A 12,105-nucleotide genomic window follows, 5' to 3' on the forward strand; every position below is an offset into this window, starting at 1 on the left:
CTCCATTACTTCGCAAAGGCCAGATCACGCAGGAACAGGGCGATCTGCGGGAAGAAGATCAGCGCCACGGACACCGCCAACAGCATCACGATAAATGGCGGCGTGCCACGTACCACTTCGGCATACGGGCGCTTGAATACGGCGATAGCGGTAAAGATATCGCATCCGAACGGTGGCGTGGCCGAACCTATTGCAACCTGCAGGGTGATGATCGTGCCAACCAGTACCGGGTCCAGACCAACGGACTGAACGACCGGCGCGAAGACAGGCACCAGAATAAGGATGACGACAATCGGGTCCACGAACATGCAGCCAATGAAGAAAGCGATTGAGATCACGAAGAGAACCCCAATAGCTCCCATATCCGCTACTCCGATTGCGCCAAGGATCTGTTGCGGCACCTGCGCGAAGGAGATCACCCATGAAAACGCGGCGCCCGCGCCCACTAGGATGAAGACGATGGCGGTAACCAGCCCTGTCGACTTGGCCGTGTCATACACGTTGGCAATCGTCATAGAGCGGAATACGCCCACTTCTAGTACCAGAGCGTACAGAACACAGGCTGCCGCTGCTTCGGTCGGACTGAAAACGCCCCCGTAGATGCCACCGATGATGATTACCGGGAAACCCATTGGCCACAGCGCCTCGCGCATTGTTTTCAACCGCTCAGACCAACTGGCTTTGGGTTCCGTCGGCACATTATTTCGGACCGCGTAGATGTAGCTGTAGACAGAGAACAGGAACAATATCAGCAGGCCAGGCCCTATACCGGCGATAAAAAGCTCGGCAATCGAAGTGCTGGACACCACGCCGTAGATAATCATGCCGATCGAAGGAGGGATCAGAAAGGCGATATCACTGGCATTTACAATCAGCGCCAGTACGAAACTGTCTTTGTAACCCGCTTTCAGCATGCGCGGCCGCAGGGGTGAACCGATCGCCACAACTGTCGCCTGAGTTGAACCCGATACCGCGCCAAACATGGTGCAAGCCGCGGCGGTTGAAATCGCCAGACCACCACGGATATGACCGACATAAGCCATCACCACATTGATCAGCCGACCTGCCGATTGGCCGCGCGTCATGATGTCGGCGGCGAAGATGAACATTGGCACAGCAATCAGCGAGGCTGGACGTATGCCCGCCATCATCTGCTGCACCATTGTCTCGGTTCGGCCCAGATCGCCAAACAGCATCAGAAAACCCACAAGCGCCCCCGCAATCAGGGGGATCATCATCGGGAAGCCCAGCAGAAGCAGGACAATCATGGTCAGAAAGATCGTTGCAGCCATCGGATTGCCCTCAGATTTCGATTTCTTCTTCGCTCTCGTACCCTTCTTGGACATGGGTCGAGAGGTAGATGCCGGATGACGTAAAGTTTCGTATTGCGGTCAGCAGGTATTGTGTTCCGGTCATGAAAAACCCGGCAGGCACCCACACAAGAATGATCCAGACAGGGATTTGCAGCGCAGGCAGCACCCTGCCCCGCGCAGCCTGTGCCCCGATGTATTTCACGGAGTAATAGCAAAGCAGGAACATAAACGCGGCGGTAATCACGGCAATCACCACCATCAGGCCCTTGCGCGCCTTGGCGGGCAGCGCGTCGTAAATTGCCGACATGCGAATGTGCCTTGCGTGCCGTGCCGCATAGCTGATCCCTGCAAATGTGATTAGGATAATCAGAATTCGGTTCAGCTCTTCGGAAAAGAAGATCGAGTTTCCAAGTACAAACCGGCCAACGACATTCGCCACAGTGTTGACCGCCATAAGCAACACGCCTGCCGCCAGCAAAAACGATTCAATGCGACTGATTGCACTGTCCAGAACGCCCAGAAAGCCCGGAAGGGCCGTGTCGTGCGGATTGTCCATGATCTTCCCCGTCACCTGATGGCGGGCCAGTCAATGATCTGGCCCGCCATTTTCATCAAGGATCGTTAGTTTGCAGTGGCAGCCAGATCCGCTTTCATCTGCTCAAGGATAGCTGCACCATTGTCCCCGGTCATTTCAATGAACTTCGCCTCGACCTCGGCGGCTGCTTCTTTGAAGCAGGCACGCTGCTCGTCAGACAACACGGTGACATTCATCTCGGGCTTGGCTTCCATGATTTTCGCCAACTCGGTTTCTGCCGCTTGCTGCTGGTAGACCACCACGTGGTCATAAGCAGCTTTTGCAGCATTCTGGACCACTTGCTGATCCTCGGCGCTCAACCCGTCATAGAAGTCTTTGTTTGCCATCACTGCGGTCGTGAAATTGTTGTGACCCGCATAGGTGATGTAATCGGTAACTTCGTAGATCTTGGTCGAGTACAGGAAGAAAGTCGGGTTCTCCTGCCCCTGAATCACGTTGGTCTGCAAACCACCGTAGACTTCACCCCAAGGCAGCGGGGTCGGTGTAGCGCCAAAGGCCTTGTAGCTTTCCACCAGCAGCGGGTTGGTCATGACGCGGAACTTGACCTCGTTAAGATCGGAACAGGTGGCAACCGGCGTCTTGGTCGTCATCGCGACCTCACCTTCGGGGAACATGTTCAACAACTCCAGCCCTTGATCGGCGTAAAGTGGTTTGAACATATCGTTGATGGCTTTGCTCTCTTTATAAAAACGCGCCAGATGATCCTGATCGGTGGGCAGAAGATATGGGACGAAAAACACTTGAGCTTCGGGGATCAGTGAGCCGGTGAAGCCTGGGGACTGGTCAACGAATTGCAGGATACCGTCCTGGGTCTGCTCCATAATGTCAGCGGATTCACCCAAGGTACCATAAGGGAACAGTTGGATTTCGTGATCCGAGTTCGCCTCGATCTCTTCTTTGAACTTTTGGGCGTAAACCCCCTGAACGTCGGCCATCGCCTCTTCAAAAGCGTATCGCCAGGTATCCGCTTGTGCTGCTGTTACGGCAGTAAGTGCAATTCCGGCAGCCGTAATGGCCCCGAGCGTAAATTTGACTGATTGAGCCATGATTTCCTCCATGTCACGTCGGCTTGTGAACGCCGCTGCGACAGGTATTGGGAAAAATTGTACTGCATGTCAATTTTTTTATTGTCGCGTGACAATATCAATATTCGTGCGGCGCCAGCGCTTCGGCGGATTGAGTCACCAAGCTTGAAATCAAATCCAACCCCTGCCGGAAACGGTCGGGGTCCTGAATGCTTCCAAGAGAAATCCTTATAGCGTTTTGCGAGGGTGTCTTTGGCGTAAGGAACGGCGTGTCTGGTGAGACAGACACTTTTAGCTGCCGAGCGTATTGAACGAATGCATCTGTGCGCCACCCTTCCGGCAAAGACAACCATAGATGCAGGGCTGACGGATGGCCGCGCCATTGCAAACCTCGCAGCGCCTCACAGGCAACTTCGTAGCGTTTTCTCAACGCATTGCGTTGCCACTTTGCGAGCTCCAGCGCTGTGCCGTCCAGCACCCAGCGCGTTGCAATCTCGCACATCAGCGGAGTGGCCATCCAGCCAAACACGACAATTCTACCGGTCAAAGCCGGAAGCAGATGTTCGGGCGCAACCATATATCCGGCACGCAATCCCGACACTGTGCATTTAGTAAATGTTGTGAGGTAAATCGTACGCTCGGGGGCGAGCGCAGCGACAGGTGTTGGGCGATCCTCGGCCACGGGTCCGAAAGCATCATTTTCGATGATGTGAAGGTCGTGCCGCCGCGCAATCTCGACAATCGCTCTCCGGCGTTCTTCTGACATCATCTCCACCGTAGGATTTGCCAAAGATGGCAGCAGAAACAATATTTTGGCTGTATTCTCACGGCAAAATTTCTCAAGGGCGCCTGGCACAATGCCCTCGCCGTCCACATCCAGACCTTCGAGGTTCAGACCAAAATAGGAACAACCAGAAACCAACAAATGATGGGTCGTCTTGCCAGTCACCACCGTGTCCCCGGCGCGCGCCAGCGCAGATAGTGCCGCCGACATGCCGTGACTGACCCCGTTGGTCATAATGATCCGCTCGGATCCGACATCCAATCCACAATGCCTTAGCCAAATCTCCCCGGCCTTGCGATGCGCATCGTGTCCTGCATTCGGTCGACAAGACAGGAAATAGCTTGGGTCCAAACCTTCGGGCAGTTCCTTCAGAACTTGCTGAAACCGATCAACGTGTTCCTGCGAGAAAGCGGGACGGGAAATCGACAGATCAAACCCGCCATCTCGGTCCGAGCTCAGTTTGAAAGGCTGGTCATTGGCCGTATCGGGATCCAGAACATAACTGCCACGACCGACTTGTCCATCAATCAGCCGTTGCCGCCGCAGACTGTCATAGGCCTTACTGACCGTATGGATGCTAAGGTTCAGCTTCTCAGCCATCTTCCGGTGCGTCGGCAATTGCGTACCCTTTGGCAATCGCCCATCTGAAATAGCCTTAGCAATAGCCTGGGCCAGACTGGCATGTAACGGCGAAGTTAACGTGTCGGGGTTTGGAAACCAAATTGTCATGCTACATTGTAGAATTGATTGGTTTAGTCACGCAACACGAATTACACACTTCAGTCAATCGCGACTTTCACCCGATGCCGCGTCGTCTTGGCGAGGTGAACTGGAGCCGTATTACCGCCGCAACACCTTGCTTGAACCAACTGCCACCAATTATTGCCAGACATCCAGTGCAGCATCCGTCCTGGCAACCCAGTTCCCTAAACTGCAAGACGCTTCAGGGTCTATAGCTACTTGCCTCGCCTAGGCGAGGCGCAGCGATTCATAGGAATACTCGAACCACTTATAACCCAGCATTGAATAACCAAGTATTGTCGATTTCAAATTCGCGGCTCAGACCAACAAAACGACTTTGGCATTCGTTCGTTAGATATCTTCTAGCGCGCTTTGGTATCCAAACAACGCAGGCAATCCACCAGTGTGGATCATCACTATTTTCTGACCGGTTTGGATACGGCCTTCCCGAACCAGATCCAGCAGTCCCGCAAAAGTCTTTGCGCTATAGACAGGATCAAGGAAAACACCTTCTTTCCGAGCCATCATCTTCAATGCGGACCGAGCCTTATGCCCCAACTTACCGTAGCCCGGACCCAATGCTCCGTCTGAAACACTGATATCTCCCAGAACCAAAGCCGGATCAACGCTCAACAGGTCCGACAGTTTTTCCAAAACAACATTCAACCGTTCATGTTGCATTTGACGATTCCGACGCACGCAAACGCCAAACACAGGAGCGGAAACCCCTGACAGCCTAACCCCTGTTAGCAATCCAGCGTGGGTCGCACCGCTGCCGGATGGAACGACTACAGCATCAAAATCCGGCATCTGTTGGCAAAGCTCATGGCCTGCTTCAACGTAGCCCAGCGCGCCAAGCGGCGGGTGATTTAGCCCCAGATGTATGACATACGGCTTGCGGCCTTGCGCTCTCAACTTATCCGCACGCGCATGTAGCGCGGTATCCGCGCCGGTTTCGTCCTCGCCGACAGGATAGCTCATGTGTTCGGCGCCCAGAATTTTGGCCAGCAGGACATTGCCAGACGTGTAATAATCTTTGCCCATATCCGGAACGCGCTCTTCCAGCTGCAAGACCGACTTGAGGCCCAAGGCCGCTGCTGCTGCCGCCGCGGAGCGTACAAAGTTGGATTGAACAGCGCCCGTGATCAGTATGGTGTCGGCCCCCTTCGCAAGCGCATCGCCGAGATAAAACTCAAGCTGCCTTGTCTTGTTGCCGCCAAAGCCTAGTCCGGTCAGGTCATCACGTTTGAGCCAGAGATCAATTCGCAACTCCTGTGATATCCGGTCTAAGCGCTCTAGCGGAGTTATACCCGACATGAGTTGAGCCCGTGGAAACTTGGAAAGCAAATCCATGCGTGTCATCGTCCGCCCATTGGAATTACGCCATCGCAAAGGCGCGTTGGAAAAGAACATAGCAAGCCACAAGTGAAATTAAGCGTATTGTGGATTTTATTAGAGATTGGGGCAGGTATGCCCGGGCGGCACGCCCGCACAGGCTGCCGATCATTGTGACACCAACAAAGGCCCAAACCTGCGGTCCAAATTGAGTAGACTGCCAATCCGAGAAACTATGCAGCAGAAAGGCGACGCCGTAAGCAACAAGAGCTATGGGTTGAACCAGCTTGGCTACATCCCGAGCAGTTCGACCTTTCGCAATCAGCCCGAAAACCATGAGAGGCCCCGGTGTCGCGGCCCAGACAGTGGCCAACCCGGATAAGCCTGACACGGCAGTAAAACCAGCGGTTCCCATTGCGGTATGCGTCGGGATCATTGTCGTCAACAGGCCAATCAGCAAAAGACACCCAGTCAATGCCAACACGAAAGGCTCGCTTAAAAATGGGTAGATGGCTAATCCAAGCACCACACCGATCAAACATCCGGTGATTGCAGTGCCAATCGTTTTTCGTTCGACTGCCAGAATGCGACTGTCCGTAGCGACTGCTGAAACAATTGTATTTAACAATAGCAACAGAGGGACCGCGGCCGCCGTACCCAGTAAGATCATCATGGGTGGACCTGCAACAATGCTGAAGCCTATTCCCACTCCAACCTGAAGTACTGCACCCAGGCAGATGGCTATCAAAAGGATAGATATTTCTACGAACAATTCAAACTCCCATTGGCACGTTCGTACCGGGCAAAGGCTAAAGTGTCCAATCAAGCAAGCTTTGGCCCAGCTTGTATTGGCAACTCTCAATACGCGCCAATGATCCGTCCCGGATAAGCCGACAGGCTAAGCCCAGGGCATCAGCCCCGAATATGGTGCTCGAGTTGCAACTGAATGAGCCATTTGCGCCAGAGTTGTAAGGTCGAAAACCGGCAGTTTGAGCTCTTCCTGAATACGCGCGGCATAAGGCGGCAAATCCGTGCACTCCAAAACCAGAGAACGTATTTCCGGCGCTTCGCGCTTAAGGCTGCGAGCCGCGTTCAGAACTTCGGCTTCGATCAGGTCTGTATCCATCCTTGTTCGTGTGTTTCGCAGGATCACATCGGCAAATTCACTGGTATCTTCCAGCCCTTTTACCGCCACCGGGATGCCTTCTGCGCCCACACCTTCAAAATGCCGAGACGTCAATGCAGCAGCGTTGGCAGTCAGTATTCCAACCGGCGCGCTGGCACCGGTCATGTGATAGGCCAAGGGCACCTGAATCAGGCTTGACGCGAAAACAGGAATGGAAACGGCGGCCGCGAGCTCTTTTTGAAACAAGGCCAGAAAACCGCAACTGCCGGTGATGGCTCGTACGCCCTCAGCCTCCAATCGTTGAGCCCCCTTGATAAAGGGCACCAACAGATCAGGCGTGGGGTTATTCAACAAGGCAGGAACCGTGACCCCATCAATCATTTCATAGAGAACCGGAAACGGCAGACTCGACGGGTTCTTTATGTGTCCGGGGGGTTTCGGAAAATAGCTCTCTAGACACAGCACACCAATCGATGCCCCGCAGATGTTCTGTCCGCCATTGTATATCGGCATATTACCCAAGTCCTTCAGATGTAAACGCGATGAAGCTCAGAACCGAGCCAGCGAAAACTGGTCCAGATTGATGTTAAGGTGGCGACCAGACAAAAGATCCGCCACTAATTCCCCCGTTTTTGGCGCCATCATTAACCCGTAGTGCGAATGCCCAAAGGCGCTATAAAGGCCAGATTCCCCATCAAGTTGCCCAATCGCTGGCAGGCTGTCAGGAAAGGATGGGCGCCGCCCCATCCAAAATAGTGCCTGACTGGTATCGAGGTCCGGCACCATTGCTTTTGCCTGCCCCGTCAGGGTCGCTTGCTTACGGGGGTCTGGTGGTGCGTCAATACTCGCGAATTCAGCCGTTCCCGCGACCCGGAGGCCATCTTGCATTGAACTTGCGACCACCTTTGCATCCACATCCATAATCGAATTGTTCAAGCAGACAGACGGGGTTGGGAATTCAACATGGTATCCGCGCTCTGCTACCAGCGGAACGGAAATGCCCAGTGGTTTGAGAAGGTCCGCAGACCAGACGCCTGCTGCAAGAACGACATTGGCCGCGTGGAGTGTTTCTCCGGGCGTGGCCAGATGCCAACCGACGGCCTCTGCGCGGGTCAAACCAGTAATCTCGGTCCTTATGATCTCGGCACCCTGACTGCGCGCTTTTTCCGCCAGAACCGCGCCAATCCGCCCCGGTGACGTAATCCGCGCCTGCCCTTTGATCAGAACCGCCGCTTTATACTCACGCGTCAGAGCAGGTTCTATGCGCTGCAGCTCGTCGCCGTCGATGCGCTCCAACCGACCGCCTTTTTCCAATCGGATAAGATAATCCAACCCGTCTAGATTGGCCTGTTCAGGTCGGCGAAAAGCGTGAACGTAGTAGCTGTCGGTGATCAGGTTCTCTTGCCCTGTACCCTGCAGGTGCCGGCGATATAAATCGATAGACGGCCTGCATAACAGCTCCATCGCGTCCGCAATCTCGCGAACGGTCTTTTCACGGGAATTCCCAAGAAACCGCATCCCCCACGGCACCATTTTTGGCCAGAAGGAAAACCGAACCGACAGGGCGCTTTTTGGGTCCAGCAACATTGCTGGCAGCTTTTTCCAAATGCCCGGCAAGGATTGTGGAATAATCGACCACGGTGAAACGACGCCCGCGTTTCCGAACGACGTTTCCTGACCAGGTTCCCCCTTGTCGACCAGCCGAACCGGGATGCCGCGTTCCTGCAACGACAAAGCACAGCAGATGCCGACGATACCAGCGCCGATTATGGTGACTTGTTCGGCCATCTTGTCAGACCGTGGAATGGCTGCGGTTGCGGGCGAGCAACTGGGTGACGATCACTGGCGACGCGACCACCAATGCGACCAAATCGGCGGTCAAAGTCGGCGCCACGAAGATTACCCCTGCGATGGCCATCAGTATCCGCGAAGCCACGTTCAGGGGTGTCAGCCAGTACCCGACCACAGCCGCCGACAACGCAATGACCCCTGCGATACAGCTGGTCGCAGTATAGGTGAACTCCCACAGATTGAACCCGGTCGAGGACACAAACAGCAGAACCGGAGCGTAGACAAATGCCATAGGGGCAATGACTTTCCCCAAGCCCAGCGTGAAGGCGGACAATCCAGTTCGGAATGGGTTCGAGTTTGCGATGGCCGCTGCCGCGTAGGCCGAAGTGCAGACCGGTGGCGTAATTTCGGACACGACACCATAGTAGAGCACGAACAAGTGGCTTGCGATCGGCGGTACGCCCAGTTGTGCCAACGCGGGCTGTGCAACAGAGACCAGCATGATGTAAAGCGCGGTTGTGGGGATACCGGCACCCATCAGGATACAAACGATTGCGATAAAGACCAGCGAGATGAACAGTTGAAGGTCTTCGACCGCAAACAGCTGGAAACTGTCAAAGGACAACAGGTTATACATATCCGACGCCAGGTTTCCCGCCCCCTGCGTCACCATGAAGCCGATACGGAACCCGATGCCGGTCGTGTTGATCACACCGACGACAATGCCCACGGCAGCGGCAGCAGCGCCGACCGCCAGCGAGTATTTCACGCCCAACTCGATCGCCTGAAGCATTTCGGGAACTTCGATGCGTTTCTGCGGGTTCAGCGTTGCAACCACCGACAGTGCGCACAGAATGGTTGTCATAGTCAGATCAAACCCGCCATCTGAGAACTTCCACAAAACAAACGCCAGGAACGCCGCGGCGTAGATCAGCGTTGGTGGCTGTTTCAGGCGTGACATTCCTGCAATCACTGCCAGCGAGATGCCGCAGAATGCGGACATGAAAGGCGTATAGCCAGTAAACAGCACGACAAGCAGCCCGATCAGGGGCACGATGTTGGCCCAACCTTCGCTCCACACGGCTTTAAGTTGCGGTAGTTGCTCTTTAGCCAAACCCTTCAGGTTCAGCTTGCGCGCCATCAGGTGCACAACTGCAAATACGCCGACATAGTGCAGGAGAGCAGGGAAAATCGCCGCAATTACAATAGTCGTATAGGGCACCTCAAGGAACTCTGCCATGATGAAGGCTGCTGCCCCCATGATCGGAGGCGTTATCTGCCCGCCGGCTGAGGACGCGGCCTCAACGCCACCCGCAAAGTGGCCGGGATACCCGAGCCGCTTCATGTTCGGAATGGTCAGCGCACCAGTCGACACGGTGTTTGCGACCGATGACCCGGAAATTGTGCCGAAGAAGGCAGAGGATACTACCGATACCTTCGCAGGCCCACCTGTATAGCGCCCGGCAAGGATGGTTGCGTTGTCGATGAATAACTGACCTAGCCCCGTGCGCTGCGCGATCACGCCAAACAGCACAAAGTGGAAGACTATGGTCGAGACGACCCACAACGTGACCCCATAAATGCCTTCCTGCGGGAAATACATCGAAGACACGAAGGTTTTGAAGTTCACGCCGGGATGTTGCAGCAAGCCGGGGAAATAGGGTCCGAGCAATGCATAGGAGATGAACCCACAAATGATCAGAGGCAGCACCCAGCCCAATGTTCTCCGCGCGATATCGAGCACCAGCAGAATGATGACAACGCCCAGCACCACGTCATAACTGTTCGGGTTACCCATTCGGAACGTCTGTTCCTCGATGCCCAGAAACGGAATGCCGCGCCAGGCGAGGCCGACATAAAGCGCTGCAATGATGCCGAGCGCCATGAAGACCAGATCGTAAAGGGGGATGTTGCCTATCCGGAATCGGCTGACTTTGAGCGCATAAAGGCTTTTGGCTCCGACAATCGGGATCGTAGCGTAAACCAAAATGAACAGCAGGGCCAGGTAGATGCCCATGTGCCAATGATCAGCTGGCAGTCCGAAGCCCGCAGTAAAGAACTCGTAGAACGCAAAGATCAGGGCTACAACGCGCAGGACCTTGCCGGTTGTCGGCGTTACCTGCCGGACGGCGGCACCTTCGTCGAACTGTTCTTCGATAGCCGCCAATTCTTCGGCTGTGAGTTCGTGGTCATCAAGATTCGGAGTATCGGACATGATGGCCCCCTGATTTCGCAAGTTTCGAGAATACGGTGCCCCTTTGGGGCACCGAGTGCTTAGGTAGCGCTGTGATCAGGCTACTGAAGAAGACCAGCTTCTTTGTAGAACTTCTCAGCGCCAGGGTGCAGCGGAACGCCAAGGGCTTCGACACCGTCAAGTGCAGTATCCGAAGTTATCTGTTTACCTTTGGCATGACCGTTATCCAGCAATTTGCGGGTATTATCGTTCCACAAGGCTTTGGTCAGTTCATAGACCAGATCATCCGACAGATCCGACGATACCACCAGCATAGCGCTGACCGCAGGGGTTTTGGTCTCGGCATCAATGCCTTCATAAACGCCGCCCGGAATGGCCGAGGGGATGTATGCCGGAATGATCTCGTTGATCTTGGCGAGGTCATCGTCCGAGAAGGAATGCAGGTTCATGCCCTTGGTCGAGGACAACTGAACCATCGCGGCGACCGGCCAACCAGCAGCATAGAAATACGCATCCAACTGACCATCCGCCAAGCGCTCGGCGCTTTGGCTGTTGTTCAACTCCGCCTCATCCATGTTGTCACGGTTTACGCCCCAGGCGTCCAGCATTTGCAGAACCGCAACCTGTGTGCCCGAACCTGCTTGCGCAATACCAACGCGCTTGCCTTCCAAGTCGCTCAGATCGTTGATCGTTGATCCGGCGGGCAACACCAAATGTAGGTCTTCGGGGAACAGATTTGCCACGATACGCAGCTTAGGATGAGGTTTTCCGTCGAACTTCCCCTCCCCCAGATACATAGAACGGGTAACGTCAGCTGCAGCAAGACCAGCTTCCAACTCGCCGTTTTGAACGGCTGCGTTGTTGAATACTGAGGCGGTGGTTGATTGCGCAATTGCAATCAAACCCGGTACGCCGCACTGACCGCCTTCTTCACAGGGGCGCGATCCCGGAGGCGCCGAGATGCCGTTAGCGATAGTCCCGCCGATGGGGAAATAGGTTCCGCCTGCGCCACCTGTGCCGATGCGAAAGAATGTCGGGTCCTGCGCCAGAGCAGGCGCCGCAAGCGCGCCGGCCAAGGCAATTCCAGTAAGGTATTTCACGAGTTTCATTGTCATCTCCCAGTTAGGAATCGTTGGATTCGGTTTGCCCGAATTTCGATCTCCCAAGCGTAGAGGCAATTTTCATAAAAACAAATTTGTTA

10 protein-coding genes are annotated in these 12,105 nt (G+C 54.8%); all 10 read right to left on the reverse strand.

All coding sequences use genetic code 11. From position 1 onward, the window contains the following. Positions 1 to 5: 5 nt before the first annotated feature. Positions 6 to 1,292, reverse strand: coding sequence for a TRAP transporter large permease (locus tag AC2TDA_RS14565; protein WP_480849192.1), 1,287 nt, complete (start codon positions 1,290 to 1,292; stop codon positions 6 to 8). Between the two features lie 10 nt (positions 1,293 to 1,302). Continuing rightward, positions 1,303 to 1,869, reverse strand: coding sequence for a TRAP transporter small permease (locus AC2TDA_RS14570; protein WP_480877098.1), 567 nt, complete (start codon positions 1,867 to 1,869; stop codon positions 1,303 to 1,305). 65 nt (positions 1,870 to 1,934) lie between these two features. Further along, a complete protein-coding gene (locus AC2TDA_RS14575) occupies positions 1,935 to 2,954 on the reverse strand; it encodes a TRAP transporter substrate-binding protein (protein ID WP_480877100.1) in 1,020 nt (339 codons plus the stop codon). A 97-nt stretch (positions 2,955 to 3,051) separates the two neighbouring features. Next, on the reverse strand, positions 3,052 to 4,446 hold the full coding sequence (gene ehuR, locus AC2TDA_RS14580) for a MocR-like ectoine utilization transcription factor EhuR (protein ID WP_480877103.1): 1,395 nt from the start codon (positions 4,444 to 4,446) through the stop codon (positions 3,052 to 3,054). Between the two features lie 363 nt (positions 4,447 to 4,809). Further along, the gene (locus tag AC2TDA_RS14585) at positions 4,810 to 5,775 is read right to left on the reverse strand and encodes a D-cysteine desulfhydrase family protein (protein ID WP_480877106.1); all 966 of its coding nucleotides are present in this window, start codon (positions 5,773 to 5,775) and stop codon (positions 4,810 to 4,812) included. 61 nt (positions 5,776 to 5,836) lie between these two features. Beyond that, positions 5,837 to 6,466 carry a hypothetical protein gene (locus tag AC2TDA_RS14590; protein ID WP_480877108.1) on the reverse strand — a complete coding sequence of 210 codons (630 nt, stop codon included), beginning with the start codon at positions 6,464 to 6,466 and terminating at the stop codon, positions 5,837 to 5,839. 225 nt (positions 6,467 to 6,691) lie between these two features. After that, positions 6,692 to 7,432: an aspartate/glutamate racemase family protein gene (locus AC2TDA_RS14595; protein ID WP_480849203.1), complete on the reverse strand. Its 741-nt coding sequence runs from the start codon at positions 7,430 to 7,432 to the stop codon at positions 6,692 to 6,694. Positions 7,433 to 7,468: 36 nt separating this feature from the next. Further along, positions 7,469 to 8,707 carry an NAD(P)/FAD-dependent oxidoreductase gene (locus AC2TDA_RS14600; protein ID WP_480877111.1) on the reverse strand — a complete coding sequence of 413 codons (1,239 nt, stop codon included), beginning with the start codon at positions 8,705 to 8,707 and terminating at the stop codon, positions 7,469 to 7,471. 4 nt (positions 8,708 to 8,711) lie between these two features. After that, on the reverse strand, positions 8,712 to 10,925 hold the full coding sequence (locus AC2TDA_RS14605) for a TRAP transporter permease (RefSeq protein WP_480877114.1): 2,214 nt from the start codon (positions 10,923 to 10,925) through the stop codon (positions 8,712 to 8,714). A gap of 80 nt (positions 10,926 to 11,005) precedes the next feature. Further along, positions 11,006 to 12,013 carry a TAXI family TRAP transporter solute-binding subunit gene (locus AC2TDA_RS14610; protein WP_480849208.1) on the reverse strand — a complete coding sequence of 336 codons (1,008 nt, stop codon included), beginning with the start codon at positions 12,011 to 12,013 and terminating at the stop codon, positions 11,006 to 11,008. Between the last annotated feature and the right edge of the window lie 92 nt (positions 12,014 to 12,105).

It is taken from the genome of Ruegeria sp. HKCCD6426, assembly GCF_057221115.1.

Excerpts from the sequence above, each read along its gene's own strand:
- AC2TDA_RS14590 (WP_480877108.1), bottom strand. The coding sequence starts at position 6,466 with ATGATGATCTTACTGGGTACGGCGGCCGCGGTCCCTCTGTTGCTATTG.
- ehuR (WP_480877103.1), bottom strand. The coding sequence starts at position 4,446 with ATGACAATTTGGTTTCCAAACCCCGACACGTTAACTTCGCCGTTACAT.
- AC2TDA_RS14600 (WP_480877111.1), bottom strand. The coding sequence starts at position 8,707 with ATGGCCGAACAAGTCACCATAATCGGCGCTGGTATCGTCGGCATCTGC.
- AC2TDA_RS14565 (WP_480849192.1), bottom strand. The coding sequence starts at position 1,292 with ATGGCTGCAACGATCTTTCTGACCATGATTGTCCTGCTTCTGCTGGGC.
- AC2TDA_RS14595 (WP_480849203.1), bottom strand. The coding sequence starts at position 7,432 with ATGCCGATATACAATGGCGGACAGAACATCTGCGGGGCATCGATTGGT.
- AC2TDA_RS14570 (WP_480877098.1), bottom strand. The coding sequence starts at position 1,869 with ATGGACAATCCGCACGACACGGCCCTTCCGGGCTTTCTGGGCGTTCTG.
- AC2TDA_RS14605 (WP_480877114.1), bottom strand. The coding sequence starts at position 10,925 with ATGTCCGATACTCCGAATCTTGATGACCACGAACTCACAGCCGAAGAA.
- AC2TDA_RS14575 (WP_480877100.1), bottom strand. The coding sequence starts at position 2,954 with ATGGCTCAATCAGTCAAATTTACGCTCGGGGCCATTACGGCTGCCGGA.
- AC2TDA_RS14585 (WP_480877106.1), bottom strand. The coding sequence starts at position 5,775 with ATGTCGGGTATAACTCCGCTAGAGCGCTTAGACCGGATATCACAGGAG.
- AC2TDA_RS14610 (WP_480849208.1), bottom strand. The coding sequence starts at position 12,013 with ATGAAACTCGTGAAATACCTTACTGGAATTGCCTTGGCCGGCGCGCTT.